A 25753-nucleotide genomic window follows, 5' to 3' on the forward strand; every position below is an offset into this window, starting at 1 on the left:
GAGGTCATCGGCTCCTGGAAGACAATGGTGATGTCATCGCCGCGCACGCGGCGCATATTGCGCTCCGAGAGCGGAAGCAAATCGCGGCCTCTGAAAGCGATGCTGCCCGACGGATGCGAGGCGGCCGGATACGGCAGGAGTTTGAGGATCGACAGCGCCGTCACTGACTTGCCGGAGCCGGATTCGCCAACCAGCGCCACAGTCTCGCTCTTGCCGATATCAAAGGAGACGCGATCGACGGCCAGCGTCTCATGTCCGCCGGCACTGAATGCCACCGACAGGTCGCGGACGGAGAGGAGGGGGGCCTCGCTCATCTGAAGGTCTTTCGCGGATCGAAGGCGTCGCGCACCGCCTCGCCGATGAAGATCAGCAGCGACAGCATCAGCGCGACGATCGCAAAGGCGGACAGGCCGAGCCAGGGCGCCGACAGGTTCGACTTGCCCTGCAGCAGCAATTCGCCGAGCGACGGCGAACCCGGCGGCAGCCCGAGGCCGAGGAAATCGAGCGAGGTCAGCGTGCTGATCGACGCATTGACGACGAACGGCAGGAAGGTCAGCGTCGCGACCATCGCGTTGGGCAGCACGTGCTTGACGATGATCTTGGCGTTGGAGAGCCCGAGCGCGCGCGCCGCGTTGACGTATTCGAAGTTGCGCGCCCGCAGGAATTCGGCGCGCACGAGATGCACCAGGCTGACCCAGGAGAACAGCAACAGGATCGTCAGCAGCACGACGAAGCCCGGCGTCAGGATCGCCGACAGGATGATCAGGATGTAGAGGTGCGGCAGCGACGACCAGACCTCGATCAGCCGTTGCATCGTCAGGTCGAGCCAGCCGCCGAAATAGCCCTGCACCGCGCCGGCGGCGATGCCGATCGCCGAGGAAACGCCAGCGAGGATGAGGCCGAACAGCACCGAGATGCGGAAGCCGTAGATGAGGCGCGCGACGACGTCGTGGCCGTCGGCGTCGGTGCCGAGCCATTCCGGCTCGAGATCGCGGCAGGCGCCGCCGCCGGGCGGGATCTTCTTGGCGTCGCCGCGCGCGTGAGCGACGATCGCCGCGCGGCACTGCGCCTCGCTCAGCGTCCAAGTCGGCGGCGAGGGGAACGGCGTCGGCGGATCGAGCTTGGTGGTCGCGTTGGCGAAGCGGATCGGCGGCCAGACCATCCAGCCGTGGGCTTCGATCTCGCCGGCGATGTCCGGATCGCGATAATCGGTGTGGGCCTCGAAGCCGCCGAACTTGTCTTCCGGATAGTCGACCAAGACGGGGAATAGGAGCTCGCCCTTGTAGGAGGCGATCAGCGGCCGGTCGTTGGCGACGAATTCGGCTGCGAGCGAAACCGCGAACAGCGCCATGAAGATCCAAAACGACCAAAGCCCACGCCGGTTGCGGCGGAAATTATCGAGCCGCCGGCGGTTCATCGGGCTGAGCTTGAGCCAGCCGTGCGTATGCTGGGGAGGCGCGAGGGTCATGCAGCGACCCGCGCTTCCCTTCCCCCCTTGCGGGGGAAGGTGTCGCCCCGCAGGGGCGACGGATGAGGGGTCGCACCGCAAGGCGCGTCTTCCTCGTTGAGCCGCTGAGAAGGGCGATCGCGGAGAAGCCAGCTTCTCTCGAACGAGAGCGCCTGACGGCGCGACCCCTCATCCGGCCGACTTCGTCGGCCACCTTCCCCCGCGAGGGGGGAAGGGGCGCGCGCTGCGCGACGGATCGAGTCAATTTGCGAGGGCGCGCGCATCACACCTCGCGCGTCTCGAAGTCGATGCGCGGATCGACCCAGGTGTAGGTGAGGTCGGAGATGAGGTTCGTCACCATGCCGAGCAGGGCGAAGACGTAAAGGTTGCCGAGCACCACCGGATAATCGCGCTGGATCAGCGAATCGTAGGAGAGGTAGCCGAGCCCATCGAGCGAGAACACCTGCTCGATCAGCAGCGAGCCAGTGAAGAAGGCGCTGAGGAAGGCGCCGGGGAAGCCGGCGATGACGATCAGCATCGCATTGCGGAAAACGTGGCCGTAGAGCACCCGCCGCTCCGAGAGGCCCTTCATCCGCGCCGTTTGCACGTAGGACTTCTTGATCTCGTCGAGAAACGAATTCTTGGTCAGGAGGGTCGAAGTGGCGAACGAGCCGAGCACGAGAGAGGCCACCGGCAACGTGATGTGCCAGAGATAGTCCAAGACTTTGTGCGGCCAGGAAAAGTCGGCGAAATTGTCGGAAGTCAGGCCGCGCAGCGGGAAAATCTGCCAGAACGAGCCGCCGCAGAACAGCACAACCAGCAGGATGGCGAACAGGAAGCTCGGGATCGCGTAGCCGAAGATCACCAGCGCCGAGGTCCAGGTGTCGAAGCGCGAACCGTCCTTGACCGCCTTGCGCACGCCGAGCGGGATCGAGATCGCGTAGGAGATCAGCGTCATCCACAGGCCGAGCGACATCGAGACCGGCAGCTTCTCCTTGATCAGCTCGACGACCGGCGCGTCGCGGTAGTAACTCCTGCCGAGGTTGAAGGTCGCGTAGTCGCGCACCAGCATCCAGAACCGCTCCAGCGGCGGCTTGTCGAAGCCGTATTGTTTCTCCAGTTCCTTGATGAACTTCGGATCGAGTCCCTGCGCGCCGCGATAGCGCGAGGAAATGTCGCCGCCGGCGCGCGCCATTGCGCCGGCGCCGATCTGGCCGCCGCCGCCGCCGATCCGCGCCGTCGAGCCTTCGTCGGCGCCCTGCAATTGCGCGATCACGCGCTCGACCGGCCCGCCCGGCACGAATTGCACGATCGCGAACGAGACCAGCACGATGCCGAAGACGGTCGGGATCATCAGCAGCAGGCGGCGCAGGATATAGGCGAGCATGGGCTAGGCCCGCGAATAGCGAATAGCGAATGGCGAATGGCGGGGCGGCCGCTCGCCATTCGCCATTCGCCACTCGCCACTCGCCATTTTCTCACAGCCCAATTTTCTTCGCCTTGTCTTCGTCCCACCACCAGGTGTCCGGCGCGCCGACGCCCAGCTTGGGCTGGGTCGCGGGGCGCGAGAACGCGTCCCAATAGGCGACCCGGGCGGCGTCGCTGTACCACATCGGAACCCAGTAGTGCGCGGCGCGCAGCACGCGGTCGAGGACGCGGCACGCCACGTTGAGCGTGTCGCGCGTCGGCGCACGGATGATCCACTCGATCAGCGCGTCGACGAGCGGATCGGCGATGCCGGACAGGTTGCGCGAACCCTCCATTGTCGCTGCTTTCGAGCCGAGGAAAACCTGCAGCTCCGAGCCCGGCGTCACGCTGCCGCCGAAAGCCGCGGTGACGACGTCGAAGTCGAAGTTCTCGGTGCGGCTCTTGTACTGGGCCGCGTCGACGATGCGCGACTGCGCGTCGATGCCGAGCTTGCGCAGGTTCTGCTGGAACGATTGCGTATGCGGCTGCAGCGCGTCGGACGAATCGAGGAACTCGATCGTGAACGGCTTGCCGCCCGGCAGTTTGAGCACGCCGCCCTCGCGCGCGCAGCCGGCGGAAAGCAGCATCTCGTTGGCGCGCTTCAGCAGCGCGCGGTCGCTGCCCGAGCCGTCGCTGACCGGGGGAACGTAGGGGTCGCCAAACACGGAAGCGGGGATCGTGCCGCGCAAGGACTCAAGGATCTTCAGTTCATCCGGACTGGGCGGGCCGACCGCCTCCATCGCCGAATTCTGGAAATAGGAGATGACGCGCTTGTAGGACGAGAACATCACGTTCTTGTTCGTCCATTCGAAATCGAAGGCGAGGCCGAGCGCCTCGCGCACGCGCGGATCCTTGAACTGTTCGCGCCTGGTGTTGAAGTACCAGCCCTGCGAACCGGTCGGGGCGCCGTTGTGCAGCGTTTCCTTTTTCACTCTGCCGTCGTTGAAGGCGGGGAAATCGTAGCCGGTCGCCCAGATGCGCGCGGTGTACTCCTGATGGAAATTGATCGCGCCGGCCTTGAACGCCTCGAACGCGACCTGCCGCTCGCGGTAATATTCGAACCGCAGCCGGCGGAAGTTGTTCTGGCCGACGTTGATCGGCAGGTCCTTGGCCCAATAGTCGTCGCTGAGCTCGTATTCGATGAAGCGTCCCTGCTCGAACGTCTTGACCCGATAGGCGCCGGAGCCGAGCGGCGCCTCGAGCGTCGCAGCGTCGAAGTCGCGCCCCTTCCACCACGCGGCGGAGAAGATCGGCATGCCGGCGACGACGAGATGGGCGTCGCGACTGCGCTCCTTGACGAAGCGCACCAGCGCGACGTCGTCGGCTTCGGCGTCGACGCCGTCGACCTCGACCAGCAATTGCGAATAGGTCGGGTGCGCCTTCTCCTTGAGCACATCGAGCGAGAACTTGACGTCGGCCGCCGTCACCTTCGAGCCGTCGGCGAAGCGCGCTTCGGGGCGCAGCAGGAAGCGGTAGCCGAGCTTGTCGGGGCTGACGCTGACCGCGCGCGCGATGAGGCCGTAGAGGGAATCCGGCTCGTCGCCGTTGCCGCTCATCAGCGTATCGAACGTAGCCGACATGCCCGCCGCGCCGTCGCCGCGTTTCGAGAAGATGTTGAGCGTGTCGAAGGTGTCGAAGTTCTGGTTGCCCGAGGTCGCGGTGATCTGCAACGACAGCAGGCCGCCCTTCGGCGCGTCGGGATTGACATAGGCGAGGCGCTTGAAGTCGGGCGGCAGCGCCAAGTCGCCGAAAGAGGACAGGCCGTGGGTTTCGACCCAATCGTCGGCCCGCGCGCGCCCTCCGCCGACGACGGCCAGGGCGGCGAGCGCCGCCGAGCCTGTCAGCGCGCCGCGCCTCGTGATTGTCGAACCCATGCGGCCCGCTTTCCCGTTAGACTGTCGCCTGGACGATTCGCGCGGATTAAAACCGGCTTTGCGGCGCTTGGCCAGCGCCCTCCTGACGAGGGATGAAGCATGAATGGCGCCTTTTTCAAGACAATGGCGCGCGCGCCGGCGTTCGGCTTCGCCGGCGCGCCGCTCGACCGCGTCTCGGAGCGGCGCGACGACGCCGCCTCGATCGCCGCGCTGCGCGCCCGGCCGGATGCGAGGGCGGTGCTGATCGCGCGCGACATGCCGATTCTGCCGCGCGGCGCGCCGCCCCTGGCGCCGTTCTTCCCGATCGCTGAAATCGAACGCCTTGGCGGCGCGCGGTTCGAGGCGCTGCTCGGGATCGAAGCCGCCGGCGCGCCGGTATTCGCGGCGCTGCTGCCGGACGGCGCGGTCGAGCTGGTCGCCGACGACAGCGACGGCTTCCTCGACCGCAGGCGGCTGGTCGTTCCCGGCCGCGACGACCTCGTCCCGACCGATCTGCGCTCGATCGCGACGCAGGGGCTGGTCGGCGCGGACGCGCTCGCCGTGCTCGGCCAGGCCAAGGCGATCCTCTCCTGGCACGCCCGCCACGGTTTCTGCGCCAATTGCGGCGCCGCGACCCGGACCGCCGCCGCCGGCTGGCGGCGCGAGTGCGACGTCTGCAAGGCGCAGCATTTTCCCCGCACCGATCCGGTCGTCATCATGCTGGCGCTCGACGGCGAGCGCTGCCTGCTCGGCCGCCAGTCGCGCTGGCCCAAGGGCATGTACTCGTGCCTGGCCGGTTTCGTCGAACCGGGCGAGACGATCGAGGAGGCGGTCCGGCGCGAAATCCGCGAGGAGGCGGGAATCGCCTGCGGCGAGGTCGCCTATCTCGCCTCGCAGCCGTGGCCCTTCCCGTCGTCGCTGATGATCGGCTGCTTCGTTCGCGCGCTGACCCGCGAGATTGTCGTCGACGGCGACGAACTCGAGGACGCACGCTGGTTTCAGCGCAACGACGTCATGGCGATGTTCGACAGGCGCCATCCCGAAGGCCTGAGCGCGCCGATGCCGATGGCGATCGCGCATCACATTCTGCGGGTGTGGGCGGAGAGCAGCGTCTGACGGACTGTATTCGGCATTCGAAGCGCCCGCGAACGATAAGCTGACGTGACCGATGGCAGAAAAATACAGAATCTGAGATTTCCCAATACGACCCTCAGGGATGAAGATGAGTCTCCGGGACTCTAAAGACACCCTTGATGCAATCGAGATTGCGTAAGGCGATCTGGATGTGTGTCTTCTCGTCGAAGCCGGCGCCGGGATAGATTTCCCGCCCCTCGGGAAACGCGGCGCGCACAGTTTCTATCGAACCTCCGTGAGCCTCGTAGATCGCATGAAGATGTTCGATAACCGCGCAATCAAGTTGTCGGCGAAAACGATCGCGATTCACCGGTAGAGGCTGACCAGCGGCGCTGAGAGTCTCGGAAAGAGACTCGTATGCCGCGCGCACCATGTCGATGCCGACGGTGCTCATGAGATCCAAGCAGTTTCCGAGGTCGATTACCGCGCCAACTACTGTCGGCGCTTTGATCTTGGAGCCGGGCCGCTTCTTAGCCTCTGAGGCAAAATCGAGTCCACGCCTCGGGTTCGCTTCCCAAAAATAAACTCCCCAACCCAGCCAGTCGTAGTCGTTCTGACTTGTCTCGAAAGGTTCGCCCGCTAACAGTCTCTCCGCCACAGCCTGATCGCAGCCATGGTAGCCAAGGATGAAGCTGGCGGAAAGGCGTTGCAATTAGCCCTTTACGGCGTAGGCCTTTGTGAATCCCCCATCCTTCGTCAGGATGCGCTCGCGCTGGAGAGTTTCCACGGCCGACTTTTTCGTTTTAGTGGCTCGCTTGGTGTAGGCTTTTGCAGCAGCGCGGAATGCGATCGCCGTCGCCGACGAGCTGACATCAAGTCGGCCGCTCAGGTCGCTATGCTTCGGCCATTCGCGTTTGGTCGTGAGCTTTGAACTGTTCGCCATCCCTGAATGTTACCCCGTTATCTCAACCACGCAAGTCATTTGCGCCTTTTGTTGCATGTCCCGGCTTTTCGGAGTTGGCGAGTTTCTCCGCCGCAAGGCAACCGAGTAAGTCGGCGCCAAACGTCCTACTCCATCCCTTATGCGATCGCCGCCTTCTGCAGCGCGACGATCTGGACGATGGCGCCGCGCGCCAGCGCCAGCAGCTTGAGCAACTCCGCTTCGCTGAACGGCGCGCCCTCGGCCGAGCCCTGCACTTCGACCAGGCCGCCCGAGCCGGTCATGACGAAATTGGCGTCGGTCTCGGCGGTCGAATCCTCGGCGTAATCGAGATCGAGCACCGCTTCGCCCTTGACCACGCCGCAGGAGACCGCGGCGACGTGGTCCTTCATCGGATTGTCGCGCACGATCGAGCGCTGGGTCATCCATTTCAGGCAATCGGCGAGCGCGACCCAGGCGCCGGTGATCGCCGCGGTGCGGGTGCCGCCGTCGGCCTGCAGCACGTCGCAGTCGATGGTGATCTGCCGTTCGCCGAGCTTCGGCAGGTCGACCACCGCGCGCAGCGAGCGTCCGATCAGGCGCTGGATTTCGTGAGTGCGGCCGGAGACCTTGCCCATCGAAGATTCGCGCTTGGTGCGGGTCGAGGTCGCGCGCGGCAGCATCGCATATTCGGCGGTGACCCAGCCGCGGCCCTGGCCGCGCAGCCACGGCGGCGGCTTGTCCTCGAGCGATGCGGCGCACAGCACGTGGGTGTCGCCGAAACGCACCAGGCACGAACCTTCCGCATAGCGCGCGACGCCGCGCTCGAACGTCACTTTGCGCAATTCGTCGGGGGCGCGCTGGGAAGGTCGCATCGACAAGGGTCCTGAATATGACCGGGCTGCTGTAGCCCTGGGGCGGCGGCGTGGCAATCGACGGCGCGGCGGCGCCCGACGAGCGAACGTTCGGTCGGGCGATGTTATACACATTGATATGTTGTTCAAAGACCGGCGCCAACGCAAAATCATTCGGCAATTGCGCTGGGGCAATTTGCGCGTAAGGCTTCGCGGTTAACTGGAGGTTCAGCGGGAGGCGCGATGCTGGGTCGTGTTCGCGTCCCTGCGGGGAGGACGGTCGCGATGAGGGAAATCAGCGCCGAAAAGCTCACCTACGTCATCGCCAAAGCGCGCGAGATGGCGGGGGAGGACGGAGGGCGTGGGGTCAACGGATCGAAACGGAGCGTCGCGGTGAGCGCGGCCGGCGGCGAAGGCTGCGCTGCGGCGCGGGCCGAACTTGCCGGTTTCATTGATGCGATGGACGAGGACGAGCAGTGCGAACTGATCGCGCTCGCCTGGGTCGGGCGCGGAAAATTCACGCGAGAGGAGTGGAAGAGCGCCCTGGTCGAGGCTCGCAACCATCTCAAGCAGCCGACCGCCGCTTATCTGCTCGGCAATCCGAAGCTCGCGCCCCACCTCGAATCCGGCCTCGCCGAGCTCGACCATACCGGCGACGGCTTCGAGTTCGCCCGCCGCTAGGGCGCCGGAACGCCGCGGATGTTGACGACCGCGCCGAAGCCCAGGCGCCACGGTCTTGTTTGCCGCCCCTGAGGGCCCGATTTCGCTGGCGCCTGGGCAAAAATCCTGTATAAGCCGCGCACCTTGGGGCCAAGGCCCCAGGGTGCAAGCGACCGACCTGGACGACATCCCGGCTCGGCCGAAACGAACCTGCGACGGGATTTTCCCGCCGCCAGCCAAAAGGACAAATCGATGTCGATCACTGCCGAGCGCAAGGCTGTGCTCATCAAAGACTACGCGTTGAAGGCCGGAGATACCGGTTCGCCGGAAGTGCAGGTCGCGATCCTCACCGAGCGCATCGCCAATCTGACCAATCATTTCAAGACCCACGTGAAGGACAACCATTCGCGCCGCGGTCTTCTCAAGATGGTGTCGCAGCGCCGTACGCTGCTCGACTACGTCAAGAAGAGCGACGAGGCGCGCTACAAGACTCTGATCGAGCGCCTCGGCATTCGTCGCTGACGGCGTCGGGCGTAGCGGGCGGCGGCATAGGGCCGCCGTCCGACTGAGTAGGATCGCGAAAGCCGCGCGTCGCAGTTGGCTGCGAGACGGCCCTTCCTCACGAAGGTCCGACAGCCCGTCAAGCGTTGGGCGTTCCAGGTTGAACGCCCTGCGGCAGGATCGCCAAAGGCTGGCGCTCGGTGCGCCAGCCTCTCGCCGTCTTGCCGATGACGGACACGTTCGCAGCCGCCCGCGAGAGGGTGAGCGGCCTCGCATCCTTTCCATTGTTTAGAAGGATGAATCGATGTTCGAAATCTATCGCGAGGAACTGACCCACGGCGGTCGCAGGCTCGTTCTCGAGACCGGGCGCGTCGCCCGCCAGGCCGACGGCGCGGTTTGGGCGAGCTGGGGCGACACCACCGTGCTCGCCACCGTCGTCGCCGCCAAGGCGCCCAAGCCCGGCCAGGACTTCTTCCCGCTGACCGTCCACTACCAGGAGAAGACCTTCGCCGCCGGCCGCATTCCCGGCGGCTACCTCAAGCGCGAAGGCCGGATGTCGGACCGCGAGACCCTGACCTCGCGCCTGATCGACCGGCCGATCCGGCCGTTGTTCCCGGACGGTTTCCGCTGCGACACGCAGGTGATCGTCACCGTTCTCAGCCACGACATGGAGACTGATCCCGACGTGCTGGGGCTGATCGCCGCCTCGGCGGCGCTGACGCTGTCGGGCGTGCCGTTCATGGGCCCGGTCGGCGCGGCGCGGGTCGGCGTTTTCGGCGGCGAGGTCAAGGCCAACCCGACGATCGAAGAGATGAAGGAGTCCACGCTCGATCTCGTCGTCGCCGGCACCGCCGACGCGGTGCTGATGGTCGAGTCGGAAGCCAAGGAACTTTCCGAAGAGACGATGCTGAAGGCGGTGATGGCCGGCCATGCGTCATTCCAGCCGGTGATCGCGGCGATCATCCGCCTCGCCGAGAAGGCGGCCAAGGAGCCTCGCGACCTCGAGATCGCCGATAAGTCGGCGGTCGAGAAGGCGGTGCTGGCGGTGGCGGAAGCCGACCTGCGCGCGGCCTATTCGATCACCCAGAAGCAGGGGCGCTACGCCGCCGTCGACGCGGTCAAGGCCAAGGTCAAGGCGGCGCTGCTGCCTGAGGGCGGCACGCCGGAGTTCACGCCCGAGGCGGTCGCCGAAGCGTTGCACGACGCCCAGGCCAAGGTGGTGCGCTGGAACATCCTCGACCACAAGCGCCGCATCGACGGCCGCGACCTGACGACGGTGAGGCCGATCCTCGCCCAGGTCGGCGTGCTGCCGCGCACCCACGGCTCGGCTCTGTTCACGGCTCGGCTCTGTTCACCCGCGGCGAGACGCAAGCCCTGGTGGTGGCGACGCTCGGCACCGGCGAGGACGAGCAATACGTCGACTCGCTCGAGGGCACCTACAAGGAGCGGTTTCTGCTCCACTACAACTTCCCGCCCTATTCGGTCGGCGAAACCGGGCGCATGGGCGCGCCCGGCCGGCGCGAGATCGGCCACGGCAAGCTCGCTTGGCGCGCAATCCGTCCGATGTTGCCGACCGCTGCGGAGTTCCCCTACACGATCCGCGTCGTGTCGGAGATCACCGAGTCGAACGGCTCGTCGTCGATGGCGACGGTGTGCGGCTCCTCGCTGGCGCTGATGGACGCGGGCGTGCCGCTCAAGCGGCCGACCGCCGGCATCGCCATGGGCCTGATCCTCGAGGGCGACCGCTTCGCGGTGCTGTCCGACATCCTCGGCGACGAGGATCACCTCGGCGACATGGACTTCAAGGTCGCCGGCACCACCGAGGGCGTCACCTCGCTGCAGATGGACATCAAGATCGCCGGCATCACCGAGGAGATCATGAAGGTCGCGCTCGCCCAGGCGAAGGACGGCCGCATGCACATCCTGGGCGAGATGGGCAAGGCGCTGACCGGCGCCCGCGCCGAGCTCGGCGAATACGCGCCCCGCATCGAGACGATGAAGATTCCCACCGACAAGATCCGCGAAGTGATCGGCACCGGCGGCAAGGTCATCCGCGAGATCGTCGAGAAGACCGGCGCCAAGATCAACATCGAGGACGACGGCACGGTGAAGGTCGCCTCCGCCGACGGCGCCAAAATCAAAGCCGCGATCAACTGGATCAAGTCGATCGCCGCCGAGCCCGAGGTCGGCCAGATCTACGACGGCACCGTGGTCAAGACGATGGAGTTCGGCGCCTTCGTCAACTTCTTCGGCTCGAAGGACGGCCTCGTCCATATCTCGCAGCTCGGCAAGGGCCGGGTCGCCAAGACGACCGACGTCGTCAAGGAAGGCGACAAGGTCAAGGTCAAGCTGATGGGCTTCGACGACCGCGGCAAGGTCAAGCTGTCGATGCGCGTCGTCGACCAGCAGACCGGCGAGGACCTGGAGAAAAAAGAGAAGGAAGCGGCCGAGCCCGCCGCCCCCGCCCAGGGCTGATCCAGCCTTAACCCTACGGGGTTAATTTCCGTTAACCCGCGAAAATGCCAGAGCGGCGCCCCACCGGCGCCGCTCTTTGCCGTTTTTCTGCCGGTCGTCCCGTAACCACGGTTCGTCAACCGCGTTCGTCAACTTCGCCGGGCGCGTCTCCGGCGTTAAGGCAGGCGAAACGTCGGTCGCAGAGACTGTCCGATCAACGACCCCAACCGCAAGAGTCCTCCATGCAAGTCAGTTTCACCGGCTCGCTTCAAGCCGGACGCGCCGCCAAGACGATCGGCCGGATCAAGGTCGTCGGCCGGTGGCGGGGCGTCGACGAGCCGGCGAGCGAAGCCGATCGTCGCGCGCTGCTGCGCGACCTTGCCCGCGAAGCCGAGGATTACGGCGCCGACGCGCTGATCGGCGTTCGTTTCGAAGCCGAAGAGACCGCCGAGTGCGACGGCGTCAGCCTCCGTCGCCTCGTCGCCAGCGGTTCGGCGGTGCAGATCACGATCGCCGCGTGAACGACGCGGGCGCGCGGCGCGGCTTCAAGCCGGTCGCCGCGCCGCCAGTCCCATCAGCGTATAGGCGCAGACTTCGCGCCCGTCCTGATTGACGCCGACAATGCGCATGCCGATCAGGCCCCAGTCCGGCCGCCGGGTCTCGCGCAACGATTCAACCCGCAACGAGAAGGCGATCACGTCGCCCGGCCGCACCGGCGCCGGCCAGCGCAGATCGCGCACGCCCCTGCCGAGGCCGAGCGGCGGCGGCTTCTCGCCGTCCGTCGCCAGGGCCTTGCGCTGCGCGCGGCGGCCGTCGACCAAGAGCCGCATCGAAACGCTGACGGTGTGCCAGCCCGAGGCGCACAGACCGCCGAAGATCGACTTCGCCGCCGCCGCTTCGTCGAGATGGAAGGGCTGCGGATCGAACCTGCGGGCGAAATCGAGGATCGCCTCGCGGGTGAAGCGATGCGCGCCGAGCGAAGCCGTCTGGCCGACCTCGTGGTCCTCATACCACAGGCCGATCATTTCCGCGCCTCGCCGTTGGGGCGGCGGCCGAAGAACACCGACCCCTGCTGCCGCATCACCACTTCGTGGTTCTGGTTCATCAGCTCGAACCGCATCTCGACGACGCCGATGTCGGGGCGCGAACGCGACGGGCGCGCGGCGAGCGTCATGCGGCGGACGCTCAGCCGGTCGCCCGGCCTGACCGGCTTCAGCCAGTCGATCGACTCGATCCCGGGCGACCCTTGCGCGCTCGAGCGCAGGAAAACTTCGTCGCAATTGATGCGCATCATCAGCGCCGCGCTGTGCCAGCCCGAGGCGATCAGCCCGCCGGCCATCGATTCGCGCGCCGCCACTTCGTCGAGATGGAACGGCTGCGGATCGAATTCGCGCGCGAATTCGACAATCTCCTCCGCGGTCACGATGCGGTCGCCGAATTCGACGACCTCGCCCACCGGAAAATCCTCGAAATAGAGCCGGTCCATGTCGGCCTCTCAGGTGGCGAAGCGAAAGTGGAGCACGTCGCCGTCCTGAACGGCGTAGTCCTTGCCTTCGAGGCGGAACTTGCCCGCTTCGCGCGCGCCCGCTTCGCCCTTGTGGGCGACATAGTCGTCATAGGCGATCGTCTCGGCGCGGATGAAGCCCTTCTCGAAATCGGTATGGATGACGCCGGCCGCCTGCGGCGCCTTGGCGCCCTTCTCGACCGTCCAGGCCTTCGCCTCCTTCGGCCCGGCGGTGAAGAAGGTGACGAGGTGCAGCAAAGCGTAGCCGGCGCGGATGACGCGATTGAGGCCCGGCTCGACGAGGCCGACCGCCTCGAGATAGTCCTTCTGATCGGCCAGCGGCAGGACGGCGATCTCGCTCTCGATCTTGGCCGAAACGACCACCGCGACCGCGCCCTCTTTCGCCGCCACCGCGCGCACCGTGTCGGCGAAGGCGTTGCCCTTGTCCGCCGACGCCTCTTCGACGTTGCAGACGTAGAGCACCGGCTTGGAGGAAAGCAGGCCGAGCGACTGGAACTGCTTGTGCTGCTCGCGGCTGACGCCCGCCGCGCGCGCCGGCCGGCCCTCGCGCAATTCGGCGAGGCTGCGCTCGGCGAGCTCGAGCAGCTCTTTCGTCTCCTTGTCGCCGCCCTTGGCCTTCTTCTCCATCGCCACGACGCGCCGCTCGAGGCTTTCGAGGTCGGCGAGCATCAGTTCGGTCTCGATCGTGGCGATGTCGGACAGCGGATCGATGCGCCCCTCGACATGGGTGACGTCGCCGTCCTCGAAGCAGCGCACGACATGGGCGATCGCGTCGCATTCGCGGATGTTGGCGAGGAACTGGTTGCCGAGGCCCTCGCCCTTCGATGCGCCGCGCACCAGGCCGGCGATGTCGACGAAGGTCAGGCGGGTCGGGACGATCTCCTTCGAGCTGGCGATCGCGGCGAGCGTTTCCAGCCGCGGGTCGGGCACGGCGACGTCGCCGACGTTGGGCTCGATGGTGCAGAACGGATAATTCGCCGCCTGGGCGGCGGCGGTCTGGGTGAGCGCGTTGAAGAGCGTCGACTTGCCGACGTTGGGCAGGCCGACGATGCCGCATTTGAAGCCCATGGAGACGCGCGCCCGCAAAGTGAAGGGAGTTGGAGCGGCCCTATGCGCGGACGCGCGGAAAAAGGCAAGGGGCGGAAAGGCCGGCGCCGGGGCGCACGACGATAGCGGTCCCGGCGGGTTTGGTCGAAAACGACGGTCGTCAGGCCCGGTCGATGCGGCCGGAATAGCAGCCTCGTTTTGCGTAATGCGCGTGGATGTAGCTCACGTCGGCGTTGGCCAGCAGGCGAGCGATGAGCGGCTCGACGGCGGCGCCCTCGACGACGTCGGCGTCGAGCATCATGCCGCTGGCGTCGAAGGCGCGCAGCGACAGCAGGCGGGCGCGCATGACCGCCGGCACGTCGTCGACCCGGTCGTAGGCGGCTGCGGCGCCTTCGCGCACGAAGATCGCGTGCGACGCCCGATAGGGCGTGTCGGCCGGCTGGCAAACGTGGTTGAGCAGCAGCGCCGTCTCGCCCGGCGCGGCGTCGCGCATCTCGACCCGGCACGGGAAGGCCTGCGGCTTATCGACGACATAACGCTTGACGCCGAGCCTGGCCAATTCGTCGTCGGGCAATCCGAACAGGCGGCGGAACGGTTCGGGCGACAGCCCGGTGATGCGGAAGGCCATGGCGAACTCCTCGATGTCGGGAGCGCACCCAACCAGCCGCGCGGCGCGCCCGCCACCCGGTTCCTGCGGTCGTGACCAGAGATCGCGGCGCTCGTCTTCGGAACGCTTGCCTGCAACGATCCCCACGCGGCGTTGAGCGATTTGCGCGGCGCGCAGCGGCTAAGACGCCATCGACGGCAGAGCGTGCCGCGCCATCAATTCGATGAAGGCCGAGCGCGTGAGCTTGCGCCGCTTCGCCTCCGCGTCGATCGCCGCGAGAACGCCGGCGTCGATCGACAGATTGGCTTTCACTGGACGGCCTGTTTCCCGCACCAGCGGAACGCGAACGATAAGTGCGCCTTCACCGAGCATTTCGGAGGCGTCGGGGTCTTCGCACAAGCTCTCCAGCGCCCGTGGCGCCGGAATTGCGCCGCCCTTCTGTTCCGTCGCATCGACCCAGTCGCGCATCGCTTCCGCAGCGTTCGCAACGGCGGCGTCGATCGTCACCCCCATCGCCACGCAACCTGGAAGGTCGGGGAAATAGACCCCGTACGCGCCGGCCTTTCCGTCGATGAGACCGATGTAGCTCGTCATCTTCATCTCCAACCGGCAACCTTGGCGATCTGCCTGTTTTTGTGGGTAGTTCTCGGCACATCCAAGAGCGCGCCCCTTACTGCGATTGTGCGAGCCGGTGGCCACGCACCAGATGCTACCCCGATGCTCGCCGCCCGCTCACGGGCTTAGTCGCTGCTATCGAAGACAGTGCAAAGCGCATATATAATTTCCAAGGCCAAATCGTGGGAAAACGTTGATGATCGAAGTCAACAATTTTCAGAGAATCGGCACCGATCACAATACGGGTGTCGGCGAAAAATTTGAGAATATTGCGCGCGCCTTTTTCACCAAGCAGGGCTTGAACCTCGAAAGGAATTTCTCGGTGCCTATCGGCGTGGGGGATAGGAAGAAGCCGCACAGGTTTGATCTTGGCAGTTCCACTCCTCCAGTCCTTGTCGAATGCAAATCTCATACTTGGACTCAAGGAGGCAATATGCCGAGCGCCAAGATGACGGTTTGGAATGAGGCGATGTACTACTTTCATATAGCTCCCAAACAATATCGTAAAATTATGTTCGTGCTGAAGCACAGCAGGGCAGGTATCAGTTTGGCGTCCTATTACTTGCGAACCCACGGACACCTCGTCCCCGACGGCATAGAGATTTGGGAGTTCGACGCAGACACAAATACGGGCGAGAAACTCCTGTAATCTCCAGTTTGTAGGTTCCTCAACACCCAATCGCGCGCGCCGATATTCGACAAGGCCGGCACCCGCCGTCGCCTGCCATCGCCGTGCTCGCCGTCAAGGTCAGGCCGCTACGCGGTCGCTTCGCGAACCTTGACCGCTGTGCGCGTCGCTGGCTTCTGGCCGCCATGCCTCTTTGGTGGGCGAAGGCGGCCGTCGGCCGCTTCGTCCACCAAAGAGACATGGAAACAATTCGCCACGTCACCGAGGCGCAGTCACCCCAGAAGGGGCCGAAGCGAAGCGCAGGAGCGGCGCAGCCGCTTGACGGCGGCTCGGCGACGTGGCCGCTGCCGGGCAAAGGTTTGGCCGACAGCCGACCGGCCGCGCCCTGTTCGACAGGGGCGCGCCAGCGGATTAGTTTCCCTCCATGCAAGAAGGCCAATTCAGCCGCACGGCGCTCGGCGCCGCCGGGCATCGGGCGGCGCACCAGGCGCTCGAAGGCGGCTTCTTCTTCGCCGATCCGCTGGCGCTGCCGATCCTCGGGGCGGACGCGCAAGCCGCGATCGACAAGGCGAAGGCGCAGCCGCTGCGGCGCGGCCTCAGGCTGTTCATCGCCCTGCGCAGCCGCTTCGCCGAGGACTCGGCGCACGCGGCGATCGCCCGCGGCGTGCGGCAGGTCGTCGTGCTCGGCGCCGGCTTCGACACCTTCGCCTACCGGCTCGAAGCGCCGGCGGCCTTACGGGTGTTCGAGGTCGATCATCCCGCGACCCAGGCCGAGAAGCGCCGGCGGCTCGAAGCGGCGCGCGTCGCCGAGCCTGCGCATGTCGTCTATGTCGGCTGCGACTTCGAGCGCGAGATCTTCGTCGATGCGCTGGCCGCAGCGGGGTTTGATCGCCGCCAGCCGTCGTTCGTCTTCTGGCTCGGCGTGACCGCCTACCTGACGCATGAGGCGGTCTACGCCGCCCTCGCGGCGGTCGCGGCGCTGCCGGGCGGGGAGGAGATCGTCTTCGACTACGCCGCCTCGCCCGAGACGATCGACGATCAAGCCGCCCGCACGGCGCACGAAGACCTGGCGCGGAAAGTCGCCGCCGCCGGCGAACCTTTGCGCGCCTATTTCGACCCGCCGGCGCTGCACGCGCAGCTTACGGCGCTCGGTTTCAGCGAAATCGAAGACCTCAGGGCTGAAGAGGTCGCGGCGCGCTATGCGCCGGGACGAGCGCCGACGCGCCGCGGCGCCGGGGCGAGGATGCTGCGCGCGGCGACCGCGCCGACGGCCTGAGCCGCGGTCACAGCCGCGCCTTGGCCTGGGCGACGGTGAGGAAGGTGAATTCCTGAATGCCGATGTCGGTGATCACGTCGGCGCCGAGCCGCACATTGACTTTCGTGATCAGCGCCTTGGTGAACTTGGTGAGGTCGAACGTCTCGAGGTGGTCGAAGTCAATCGACGGATCGTCGTAGACGTAGCGAAATGCTTCGTCGACGAGGAAGGCGTCGGGCGGCAACGGCGCCTTGGCCGCGGCGGCATTGTCGACGACGTAGGAAAGCTGCGCGACGATGTAGCCCCTGACCGCGCCGTCGCGGATCTTCGGGACATTGAACTCCTTGGTCTTCTTCAGTTCTTTCGGCGCCGTCGACTCGACGACCGCCGGATGGGCGGCCATGGCGCGGAAATGCGTCGTCGCGTAGCCCGCCGCCAGCGTCGTCAGGCAGGCCCAGAATCCGATCATGATGATGCGGATCATTCGTCCATCCAGTAGCGGTCCGAATACGTGCCGTCGGACTGACTGTCGCGGATCGCCCGCGTGATGATGTCGGAAACCGCGCGCGCGGCCTTCAATTGCGTGCTCAGCAGGCGACGGTTGGTCTCGAGCCGCGTCTGCAGGTGGCCGAGCGCGGCGGCGAGCGCCGGGCCGAGCTGCAGACCGGCGAGATTCGGCGCGTGCCGGTTGAGCTCGAGCAGGCCCTGACTCTTGCGGTGATTGAACGCGTCGTAGTCGACCGGCCCGCGCCGGGCGATCGCCTCGTTCTCCTCGTCGAGGGTCTGAGCGAGCCGCTCGATGACCGGCAGGATCGCCGCCGCCGGCGATTGCGGGCGGCCGTTGGCGGCGACGCGCAGGACGGCGCTCACGAGCGCTTCTCGCTGGCGAACAGCACAGCGCCGCCGTCGACCTCGGCGCCGCTCGGCAGCGCCAGCGAATTGGCGCTCATCTGGGCGGTGGCGGCGTTCGCCGCGGCGTCGGCGCGTTGCGCCTTCTCCAGCGCGGCGCTGGCCTCGCCGAGCGGATGGGTGGCGAACAGGCGCTTGGCGATGCCGAGCGCGTCGGTCTTGGCGATCTGCCGCGAAACCTGGTCGGCGAGCATCGACTTCCACATGTCGCCGGCGAGCCCCTGGCCGAAAAACGCGCTCGAGTCCTTGGGCAGCATCTCGCTGACGAAGCTGTTGAGCATCACGGCCTCGAATCCGGTCTTCACCTTGGCGGCCTTGTCGTCGGCCGTTTCGGCCGCAGCGGAAAATCGCGCCCGCGCGTCGGCCGCGGACGGCCCGCTTGTTGCGGCGGGCGCGGTCGCGGCGAGCGTGTCGGCGAAGTCGGCCGCGTCGGCGCCGGCAGCGCCGCCGAGCGCGTTGAGGCGCTGCGCGACGGCGGCGGCGCGCGTCGGGTCGGCGGCCTTGGCGACCTCCAGCACGATGTCCGAGGAAGCGTCGATAGCCATGGATTCCCCGTGGGTTCTTTGCGAAACGAACATCCGCCCGCAGGCTTACGCCGAGCTTGACGGCGGCTTGCCGAGCGAGCGCTCAATCAGCTCGGCGAGCGCCTTGCGCTGCTGCTGGTCGCGATACTTCGCTTCAAGCCCTTCATGAGCGCGCTCGGCGAGCTTGGCGCGCGCGCCCTCGCGAAAAGCGTGACGCGACTGGGCGGCGTAGGCGGCCTCGGCGGCGGCGATCTCCGCTTCGAGCCGGCGGATGCGCCGCATGCCCACTTCGGCCGGCGGACCGTAGGCGCAAACGCCCTCGCCCATCGCCCGCCATATCGCGCGCTCGTCCGCGACGAGCCCGTCGCGGCGGCGACCGATCTGGGCCAGCCGCCAGCCCGCCAGTTCGTGCAGCTGCTTCCGCAGTTTGCCGATTCGCGCCAACGCTTCCAGCCGCCGCTTCATCTTGGTCTAACCCGTCTTCAGCCAGGCGGCGAAGGCCGTCATGAATTCGCTCAGCATCGGCTGGGCGGTGACGTAGAGCAGCAGCAACCCGCCAGCGACGATGAAAGGCGTCGCGACGTAAAAGATGGCGATCTGCGGCGTCAGGCGGTTGATGAGGCTCATCGCCAAGTTGACGGTGATCGCATAGAGGAAGAACGGCGAGGTGATCCTCAGCGCGACCCGGAACGACTCGGAGAGCATGCCGGCGACCTGCCGCAGCGAATAGCCGGGATCGAAGTCGACCCCCATCGGAATGGCGCGGTAGGAGGCGACCAGCCCGCGCAACGCCTCCCAATGCGCGTCGGTGATGAAGATCAGCGCCGTCGCCGAAAGAACGACAAAGGTGGCGAGCGGCGGCAGCATCTGATCGGGCTCGACCTCGACGCCGAACGGATTGGCGAGACCGAGCATGGCCGACGCGCCAACCGCCATCGCCTCCAGCGCGAGGAACAGCAGGCGGCCGAGGATGCCGATGGTCGCCCCGACCGCGCTCTCGATCACGATCAGGCGCAACGCCGGCAACGGTTCGGCGCTGAGCGAGCGCAACGGCGCCTGATCGATGAGAATCGGCGTCAGCGACAGCGTCGTCGCCACGGCGACGAACAGCCGAACCTGCACCGGGATCTGCGCGTTCGCCCATCCCGGCATCAGCATCAGGCAGCCGCCGATGCGGCAGAACAGCACGAACACCGCCAGCGTGAGGTTGGGATCGAACAGCCGCGCGATGTCGCCGTTCGCATCCACTAGGAGATCGCGCCCAACGACTTGACCTCGAACCCGCGCGCGATTTCGAGCTGCGACAGCACCGGCAAGGTCGGGAACATGCGTTCGATGATCATCCGCACATAGGTGCGCGTCTCGGCGGTCGTCACCAGGGCGAAGACGTGCTTGTCGTCCATGCGCTTGCGGATGGCGGTCGCCGCCTCGGCGGCGAACTGCTCCATCAACCGCGGGTCGATGTCGAACTCGACCACTTCGCCCTTGGCGTCGCGCTTCAGGCTCTGATGGAAGACCATGTCCCAGCGGTTGCCGAGCCGCAGCACGCGCAGCGCCCCCTGTTCCTGGATCTCACCGCAGATTTGCTGCGCCAGCCGGACGCGCACGTGCTCGACGATCTGCTCCGGTCGACGCACGTGCGGCGCGACCTCGGCGATCGCCTCGAGGATGAGGCTGAGGTTGCGGATCGACACCCGCTCGGCCAGCAGCAGCTTGAGCACCGCCTGGATGCCGGAATAGGAGATCTGCGACGGGCACAGCTCGTCGACCAGCCGCTTGTACTCCGGCTCCAGCCGATCCAGCAGGGCGCGCATGTCCTTGTAGGACAGCAGTTGGGCGAGGTTGTTGTGGATCACTTCGCTCAAGTGGGTCAGCAGCACCGAAACGGCGTCGATCGGCTTGAAGCCTTCGCGCTTGACGTCCTTGAGATAGGCCTGCGAAATCGACATCGCCTTCATGCCGAAAGCCGGCTCGCGGATGTCGTCGCCCGGCACGTTGGGACGGCGGCCGTCGCCGATGATGACCAGGAACTCGTGGGTCTTGAGCTCCTGGGTGGCGACGACGGTGCCGTGAATGCGGATCTGGTAGGTCTTGGCCGGCGCCCTGATGTCGTCGGTGAGCTTGATCTCCGGCACGACGAAGCCGTACTGGCGCGCGAACTTGCGCCGCATCTTGGCGACGCGCGAGGCGATCTCCTCGTATTGCGGCAATAGCGTCGCGGTCAGCTCCTTGCTCAGGCACAGCTCGATCTCGGCCGACTTCAGTTGCTCCTTGATCGAGCTCTTCTGCTCGGCGCGCGCCTTCTCGTCGCGCGCGGCTTCGGCGACCGCGGCGAGGGCGCGATCCTTGGCCTGGCGGTTGGGAATCGCGACGCCGACGAAGGCCATCAGCCCGCCGAGAAGCGCGAACGGGATGAACGGCAGGCCGGGAATGACGCCGAGCACGAACATCATCAGCGCCGCCATGAACAGCGCGATCGGATAGCCGCTGAGCTGACCGAGCACCGCCTTGTCGGCCGAGCCGCGCGTGCCGCCCTTGGCGACCAGCATGCCGGCGGCGAGCGAGATGATCAGCGCCGGGATTTGCGAGACCAGGCCGTCGCCGACCGACAGCTTGGTGAAGATGTCGGAGGCGGCGGAGAGGCTGAGCCCGTGCCGGGTGACGCCGATGACGATGCCGCCGAAGATGTTGACCGCGAGGATGATCAGGCCGGCGATGGCGTCGCCGCGGACGAACTTCGACGCGCCGTCCATCGAACCGAAGAAGGAGCTCTCCTCCTCGAGTTCGCGGCGGCGCTGCTGGGCGACCTTCTCGTCGATCAGCCCCGCCGACAGGTCGGCGTCGATCGCCATCTGCTTGCCGGGGATGGCGTCGAGGGTGAAGCGCGCGCCGACCTCGGCGATGCGGGTCGCGCCCTTGGTGATGACCAGGAAATTGATGGTCACAAGGATGAGGAAGACGATGATGCCGATGACGAAGTCGCCGCCCATGACCAGACTGGCGAAGCCGCCGATGACGTAGCCGGCGGCGGTGATCCCCTGGGCGCCGTGGGCGAGGATCAGACGCGTGGTCGAGATGTTGAGCGCGAGCCTGAGGACCGTGGCGACCAGCAGCACGGTCGGAAAGGCGGAGAACTCGAGCGGCTTGTTGATCCACAGGGCGACCATCAGGATCAACACCGACAACGCGATCGAAAACGCCAGGCCGAGGTCGATCAGCGTCGCGGGAACGGGCAGGAAGAACAGGCACAGGATCAGCACGATGCCGACCGCGAAGGCGATGTCCTTGCCCCCACGGCCTACAGCCGGCACGCTCGCAGCCGCCGTCAACGACATCCCGGGTTCTCCACAACGCTTCGACGGCGACCATGCCCGGCGAAGCTTGCGTGGGTCTCGCCGCCGCGGCGCCGCGGCCGCCCGCCGGCGGCTGACGAAGTCGCCGCGAGTGACGTTTTGCGCCCGTCATGGCGGGCCGCCGACGCCGACCCAACCGCCAAACGACATTTCAGACGGACCCGACGCCGAAACTTGACATCCGGCCTTGGCATGGCATGACGTTCGCGCTCAGCCTGGGACGGAAGCGGTCGTTCGGCGTGGACATGCTTTGCCGGGAAATTTAGCCAACGCCTTCATTACAATAACGGCCGCGCAATGTCCAATAAAATGAACAAACTACATGAGTTGCTGATCGAACGTCTGCTTGAAACGTTTGTTACTCTAGTGGCTGTCGATGAAAACGCGCGAATCGTTATCTTGAATAAGAAATATGCCGATATATTGGGCGTGTCGTCAGAAGACGCTGTCGGGAAACCTGTGGAAAGCGTTATTCCAGGCTCCCGGATGCCCTGGATCGTTCGATCGGGCGAGACGGAGATCGCCTCTGTTTTCGTCTTGAAGAATGGACGGCCGATTGTTTGCAGTCGGCTGCCCATTCTCGACGGCGACAAGATCATCGGCGCCGTGTCTTTTGCGACCTTTACCGAAATGGACCAGTTGCATTCAGTAGTCAATATGTATGAGCAAGTCAAGAATGAATTGAAGCTCGTTAAGCTCGAGCTTAGACAGCTACGCGGCGCGCGCTACTCCATTGATCAGATCATCGGTGAAACGCCGAGCATAATCTTGATGAAGGACCTGATCAAGAAATTCTCGAAGACGCCCTCCAATCTGCTGATTTCTGGCGAAACCGGCACCGGCAAGGAACTGGTCGCCAACGCCCTTCATCAGGAGGGGCCGCGTTACGGCAACTCGTTCATTCGGTTGAATTGCGCCGCAATTCCGAAGGATCTTCTGGAATCTGAGCTCTTCGGCTATGAGGATGGCGCCTTTACCGGGGCCAAAAAGGGCGGGAAGCTCGGCAAGGTGCAGGCTGCCGACAAGGGGACGCTGCTGCTTGACGAGATCAATGAACTTCCCCTGGCGCTCCAAGCAAAATTACTGCGGGTGATACAAGAGAGGGAAATCGACAAACTTGGTGGATTGAAAAGCATTCCGGTTGATTTTCGCTTGATCTGTTCGGCCAACAAGTCGTTGCCTGATCTGGTCGCTGCGAGAGAATTCCGGGAAGATCTATACTACAGAATCAACGTTCTTGAGATCTTCGTTCCGCCTTTGAGAGAGCGCCGCGACGATATTCCCCTCCTCGTGCGTCACTTTATTGGTCGGATCAACGCGGAATTGGGGCTGCATGTTGACGATGTCGACGACGGCGTCCTCGACCTGTTCCGGCGCTACGACTGGCCAGGCAACGTGCGACAACTGGCGCATGCCTTGGAGCGCGCGGCCAATCTGAAGGGAGCGGGCTCTTTGTCCCTGGACTGTTTTGAGCACATCCGTCTCCGCCTCAAGAACGAAGCGATGTCGCAGGCCCCTGACGACGGGTCGTTGACGACGATGCTGGCGGGGGTCGAGAGGGACCGGATCCTCTCCGCATTGACGTCAGCCGATGGAAACAAGGCCAGGGCCGCCAAGATCCTGAAGATGGATCGAAGCGTTCTCTATGATAAATTGAGAAAATACGGTCTTAGTCAAAAGGCGCAGTAGTTCGCCCGCGTTGAATTGCTCGGCCTTGAAGCCTGTCTTTGGCCAGGGACAAGGACGACAACGCCGCGAAAGCGCCGTAGCTTGGAACAGACCTTCGCGAAGCTGCGCCCGGCGAGTGGGTTGGTCTCGCCAAGACAGTCAGCGGCCGATGCGGCTCGCGCGATTGGCGTCGCCAGGGTCATGCATGATCGGCGGCGTCAGGCGTCAGGCGCATCGACGAGCGACTCGTTTCGCGAGGCGAAAAGTCCTTCCATTGGACTTTCGACGACCGGTCGACGGCATGACCCCTCGATCGAAGACGTGGACGAAGACCTTGACCAATTCGGGTCGCGACCGAAGGCGAAAGCGCGCCACGGAGCCGCCGCCCTGCCGCTCACGACGGCGGCGACCGCGGGTCGCCCAAATTATGCGGCGCGTCGCTTCAACCCAAGGATGGCGCGGGCGTCGTCGGGCGAGGCGACCTCATTGTTGGCTTCCCTGACCAGGCGCGCCGCCCGCTCAACGAACTCGGCATTGGATTTCGCCGGACGCTTCTTCGCATACAAGACATTGTCTTCCATGCCGACCCGAACATGGCCGCCCATGGCGATCGCCGCAAACATGATCGGCAGATGGCCGGCGCCGATGCCCAGCGCCGACCACGTGGCGTCCGCCGGCAACAGACTCTTCAGGTAAACGAGGTTCTCCACGGTGGCGGTGGTGCCGCCGGGGGCCCCCAGAACGAACTGGTAATGGCAGGGGGCTTTCAGGACGCCTTGCTTCACGTAGTAGACGGCGTTGTAGAACATGCCGGCATCGAACACCTCGATCTCCGGCTTGACGCTATTCTCCAGCATCACCTTGCCGAGCTTCTCGAGGAATGCCGGATGATTGACGAATATTGTGCTGTGCGCCCAGTTCATCGTGCCTGCGTCATAGGAGGCCATGTCAGGCTGCAACGCGATGAGGTGCGCCATCCGGGTTTCGTCGGTGGCGTTGAGATCGCCCGAGGTCGTCAGATTGATGACGATGTCGCACTTCTCGCGGATCAGCGTCACCGTTTCGCGAAACCGCTCCTTGTCCATCGTGCCCTTGCCGTTCGCATCGCGCATATGCAGATGGGCGATGCCGGCGCCCGCCTGCCAACACGCATAAACGTCGTCGGCGATTTCGCGCGGATTGAGCGGGATATTGGCGTTGTGTTCCTTTGTCGGCCAGGCCCCGGTCGGGGCGACCGTAATGATGGTCTTCGGCATCGAAATCTCCAGCTTTTCTTGCTTACAGAGCGGGCAGAATTTGGTTTGTCATCTATTGCGACGGATTCCTGAGGTCGGAGCCTAGAAGGCCAAGGTATGTTCTTTGGCGTATTTCTCCAACAGACCATCGAATCGACTTAGGTAACTGAAGTCGTTAACGCCACGTCGAGTCTGCGCCTCAGTGACAAGCTCAACAATTCTGTCGTTGAACGGAGTTGGTATACCGCACGCTCGGCCCTGCTGGCAGATCACGCCGTTGATGTAATTGATCTCGCATTCGCGACCCTTTTCAAGATCCTGCAACATGCTTGCTTTCAGCTTCGCATGCGGCCCCCAGATCTTGCGATAAAGAGTCATTTTCGACGGAATATCGGCGGCGCTTTTCAGTTCGAAGAATTCCAGATCCTCGCCCTGCATCTCGACCAAGCCAACGCCGCGAGCGTGCGCCACGGCGATGCATTCATTGGCCACAAAGGCCAAGCACGTCATGGCCTTGGGATTCGCGAGCACGTCGCCGAAGGTGCAGCCCAGCGCCGCGGACATGCCGCTGAAGGTGGAGTTCATCAGCACCTTCGTGAACTTGATCCCCATGAGGTTGTCGCGGATCTCGGTCGCGCCGACGCATTCGAGATATTCTTGAACCGTTTTAAGGCGGGGGCGAAGGACGCCGTCGATCTCGCCGATTTCGAAGGCGAACTTCTCGACGGTCGCGTAACTCGAGGTGAGCGAGGAAACGCCCGGCCTCAGCCATGTGGCGCCGAAACCGACCGCGCCGCCGACTGTGCGGCCGCGGCCGACGATCGACGCGACCGAGTCTTCTGGGACGCCGTTCTGCAGCGTGCAGACGACGCTGTCGCAGCGCAGATGCGGCAGCAGTTGCGGCAGGACGGAATGGTTGTTCGTCTGTTTCGTCAGCAGGAACACCAGATCGTACTCGCCGGTCATTTGATCCGGAGTGTACGCCGTCACCGGAACATTCAGATCGAGGGCGCCGGTTATGGTCGCGCCGAAGCGATTCAGCGCGTCGACGTTATCTTTGTAGGAATCGAACAAATCGATCGGCTTGCCGCCCTTGGTGATCAGCGCGCCGATGATTGTGCCGAGGGAACCGATCCCGATAATAGCCGCCCTCATAAT

27 protein-coding genes and 1 pseudogene are annotated in these 25753 nt (G+C 65.2%); 8 read left to right on the plus strand and 20 right to left on the minus strand.

Translation table 11 applies throughout. From position 1 onward, the window contains the following. The 4 genes from ABSF49_RS04415 to ABSF49_RS04430 all read right to left on the minus strand — a co-directional run. Positions 1 to 314 (minus strand): ATP-binding cassette domain-containing protein (locus ABSF49_RS04415; protein WP_424111419.1); only part of this gene is annotated, 314 nt, incomplete at its 3' end. Continuing rightward, positions 311 to 1468, minus strand: coding sequence for an ABC transporter permease (locus tag ABSF49_RS04420; RefSeq protein ID WP_424111420.1), 1158 nt, complete (start codon positions 1466 to 1468; stop codon positions 311 to 313). The genes ABSF49_RS04420 and ABSF49_RS04415, both read right to left, overlap by 4 nt. 262 nt (positions 1469 to 1730) lie before the next feature. Continuing rightward, positions 1731 to 2834: a microcin C ABC transporter permease YejB gene (locus tag ABSF49_RS04425; RefSeq protein ID WP_424111421.1), complete on the minus strand. Its 1104-nt coding sequence runs from the start codon at positions 2832 to 2834 to the stop codon at positions 1731 to 1733. 91 nt (positions 2835 to 2925) lie between these two features. Further along, the gene (locus ABSF49_RS04430; RefSeq protein WP_424111422.1) at positions 2926 to 4788 is read right to left on the minus strand and encodes an extracellular solute-binding protein; all 1863 of its coding nucleotides are present in this window, start codon (positions 4786 to 4788) and stop codon (positions 2926 to 2928) included. A gap of 99 nt (positions 4789 to 4887) precedes the next feature. On the opposite strand from ABSF49_RS04430, the gene nudC reads away from it, so the two are divergent. Next, on the plus strand, positions 4888 to 5883 hold the full coding sequence (gene nudC, locus ABSF49_RS04435) for an NAD(+) diphosphatase (protein ID WP_424111423.1): 996 nt from the start codon (positions 4888 to 4890) through the stop codon (positions 5881 to 5883). 94 nt (positions 5884 to 5977) lie between these two features. On the opposite strand, the gene ABSF49_RS04440 is transcribed toward nudC, so the two are convergent. The 3 genes from ABSF49_RS04440 to rph form a co-directional block, all read right to left on the minus strand. Continuing rightward, positions 5978 to 6553 (minus strand): hypothetical protein, encoded by a 576-nt coding sequence (locus tag ABSF49_RS04440; protein ID WP_424111424.1) that lies wholly within the window; start codon positions 6551 to 6553, stop codon positions 5978 to 5980. Then, entirely contained in the window at positions 6554 to 6784 is a 231-nt protein-coding gene (locus ABSF49_RS04445) for a hypothetical protein (RefSeq protein ID WP_424111425.1), read from the minus strand. It lies immediately after the preceding gene. Between the two features lie 137 nt (positions 6785 to 6921). Next, positions 6922 to 7635 (minus strand): ribonuclease PH, encoded by a 714-nt coding sequence (gene rph / locus ABSF49_RS04450; protein ID WP_424111426.1) that lies wholly within the window; start codon positions 7633 to 7635, stop codon positions 6922 to 6924. A gap of 264 nt (positions 7636 to 7899) precedes the next feature. Here rph and ABSF49_RS04455 point away from each other — a divergent pair, with 264 nt between their 5' ends. From ABSF49_RS04455 to ABSF49_RS04470, 4 genes and pseudogenes are all read left to right on the plus strand, one after another. After that, complete coding sequence (locus tag ABSF49_RS04455; RefSeq protein ID WP_424111427.1) at positions 7900 to 8295, plus strand: DUF3775 domain-containing protein; 396 nt, start codon at positions 7900 to 7902, stop codon at positions 8293 to 8295. A 231-nt stretch (positions 8296 to 8526) separates the two neighbouring features. Further along, positions 8527 to 8796, plus strand: a complete 270-nt coding sequence (rpsO, locus tag ABSF49_RS04460; protein WP_424111428.1) for a 30S ribosomal protein S15 — start codon at positions 8527 to 8529, stop codon at positions 8794 to 8796. A gap of 283 nt (positions 8797 to 9079) precedes the next feature. Then, a pseudogene (gene pnp, locus ABSF49_RS04465) lies at positions 9080 to 11250 on the plus strand (polyribonucleotide nucleotidyltransferase). Positions 11251 to 11471: 221 nt separating this feature from the next. Then, complete coding sequence (locus ABSF49_RS04470; RefSeq protein WP_424111429.1) at positions 11472 to 11750, plus strand: heavy metal-binding domain-containing protein; 279 nt, start codon at positions 11472 to 11474, stop codon at positions 11748 to 11750. A gap of 24 nt (positions 11751 to 11774) precedes the next feature. Here the strand turns inward: ABSF49_RS04470 and ABSF49_RS04475 are convergent, their stop codons facing one another. From ABSF49_RS04475 to ABSF49_RS04495, 5 genes are all read right to left on the minus strand, one after another. Beyond that, the gene (locus ABSF49_RS04475; RefSeq protein ID WP_424111430.1) at positions 11775 to 12254 is read right to left on the minus strand and encodes a MaoC family dehydratase; all 480 of its coding nucleotides are present in this window, start codon (positions 12252 to 12254) and stop codon (positions 11775 to 11777) included. Then, positions 12251 to 12715: a MaoC family dehydratase gene (locus tag ABSF49_RS04480; RefSeq protein ID WP_424111431.1), complete on the minus strand. Its 465-nt coding sequence runs from the start codon at positions 12713 to 12715 to the stop codon at positions 12251 to 12253. The genes ABSF49_RS04475 and ABSF49_RS04480 overlap by 4 nt, the downstream gene beginning before the upstream one ends. Positions 12716 to 12724: 9 nt before the next feature. Next, positions 12725 to 13822 carry a redox-regulated ATPase YchF gene (ychF, locus tag ABSF49_RS04485; protein ID WP_424111432.1) on the minus strand — a complete coding sequence of 366 codons (1098 nt, stop codon included), beginning with the start codon at positions 13820 to 13822 and terminating at the stop codon, positions 12725 to 12727. A 139-nt stretch (positions 13823 to 13961) separates the two neighbouring features. Next, complete coding sequence (locus ABSF49_RS04490) at positions 13962 to 14429, minus strand: DUF1203 domain-containing protein (RefSeq protein WP_424111433.1); 468 nt, start codon at positions 14427 to 14429, stop codon at positions 13962 to 13964. Positions 14430 to 14588: 159 nt separating this feature from the next. Next, positions 14589 to 15107 carry a type II toxin-antitoxin system HicB family antitoxin gene (locus ABSF49_RS04495; RefSeq protein WP_424111434.1) on the minus strand — a complete coding sequence of 173 codons (519 nt, stop codon included), beginning with the start codon at positions 15105 to 15107 and terminating at the stop codon, positions 14589 to 14591. Positions 15108 to 15219: 112 nt separating this feature from the next. On the opposite strand from ABSF49_RS04495, the gene ABSF49_RS04500 reads away from it, so the two are divergent. Both ABSF49_RS04500 and ABSF49_RS04505 read left to right on the plus strand, forming a co-directional pair. Then, positions 15220 to 15672 (plus strand): hypothetical protein, encoded by a 453-nt coding sequence (locus ABSF49_RS04500; protein ID WP_424111435.1) that lies wholly within the window; start codon positions 15220 to 15222, stop codon positions 15670 to 15672. Between the two features lie 403 nt (positions 15673 to 16075). After that, positions 16076 to 16927: a class I SAM-dependent methyltransferase gene (locus tag ABSF49_RS04505; protein WP_424111436.1), complete on the plus strand. Its 852-nt coding sequence runs from the start codon at positions 16076 to 16078 to the stop codon at positions 16925 to 16927. A 7-nt stretch (positions 16928 to 16934) separates the two neighbouring features. Here the strand turns inward: ABSF49_RS04505 and ABSF49_RS04510 are convergent, their stop codons facing one another. Genes ABSF49_RS04510 through flhA form a run of 6 tightly spaced genes read right to left on the minus strand, consistent with a single transcriptional unit; the run spans position 16935 to position 21674 of the window. After that, complete coding sequence (locus tag ABSF49_RS04510; RefSeq protein ID WP_424111437.1) at positions 16935 to 17390, minus strand: hypothetical protein; 456 nt, start codon at positions 17388 to 17390, stop codon at positions 16935 to 16937. After that, the gene (locus ABSF49_RS04515) at positions 17387 to 17776 is read right to left on the minus strand and encodes a flagellar protein FlgN (RefSeq protein WP_424111438.1); all 390 of its coding nucleotides are present in this window, start codon (positions 17774 to 17776) and stop codon (positions 17387 to 17389) included. Before ABSF49_RS04515 ends, ABSF49_RS04510 begins: the two co-directional genes overlap by 4 nt. Continuing rightward, entirely contained in the window at positions 17773 to 18360 is a 588-nt protein-coding gene (locus ABSF49_RS04520) for a rod-binding protein (RefSeq protein WP_424111439.1), read from the minus strand. Before ABSF49_RS04520 ends, ABSF49_RS04515 begins: the two co-directional genes overlap by 4 nt. A 45-nt stretch (positions 18361 to 18405) precedes the next feature. Beyond that, positions 18406 to 18804, minus strand: coding sequence for a hypothetical protein (locus ABSF49_RS04525; protein ID WP_424111440.1), 399 nt, complete (start codon positions 18802 to 18804; stop codon positions 18406 to 18408). A 6-nt stretch (positions 18805 to 18810) separates the two neighbouring features. Continuing rightward, a complete protein-coding gene (locus ABSF49_RS04530; RefSeq protein ID WP_424111441.1) occupies positions 18811 to 19587 on the minus strand; it encodes a flagellar biosynthetic protein FliR in 777 nt (258 codons plus the stop codon). Next, positions 19587 to 21674: a flagellar biosynthesis protein FlhA gene (flhA, locus tag ABSF49_RS04535; RefSeq protein WP_424111442.1), complete on the minus strand. Its 2088-nt coding sequence runs from the start codon at positions 21672 to 21674 to the stop codon at positions 19587 to 19589. Before flhA ends, ABSF49_RS04530 begins: the two co-directional genes overlap by 1 nt. A gap of 345 nt (positions 21675 to 22019) precedes the next feature. Between flhA and ABSF49_RS04540 the strand changes: the two genes are divergently transcribed. After that, complete coding sequence (locus tag ABSF49_RS04540; protein WP_424111443.1) at positions 22020 to 23381, plus strand: sigma-54 interaction domain-containing protein; 1362 nt, start codon at positions 22020 to 22022, stop codon at positions 23379 to 23381. Positions 23382 to 23785: 404 nt separating this feature from the next. On the opposite strand, the gene ABSF49_RS04545 is transcribed toward ABSF49_RS04540, so the two are convergent. Next, positions 23786 to 24616 carry a beta-keto acid cleavage family enzyme gene (locus ABSF49_RS04545; RefSeq protein ID WP_424111444.1) on the minus strand — a complete coding sequence of 277 codons (831 nt, stop codon included), beginning with the start codon at positions 24614 to 24616 and terminating at the stop codon, positions 23786 to 23788. An 81-nt stretch (positions 24617 to 24697) separates the two neighbouring features. Further along, entirely contained in the window at positions 24698 to 25750 is a 1053-nt protein-coding gene (locus ABSF49_RS04550) for a ketopantoate reductase family protein (RefSeq protein WP_424111445.1), read from the minus strand. Positions 25751 to 25753 lie beyond the last annotated feature (3 nt).

The organism is Roseiarcus sp. (assembly GCF_049514155.1).
Lineage (GTDB): Bacteria > Pseudomonadota > Alphaproteobacteria > Rhizobiales > Beijerinckiaceae > Roseiarcus.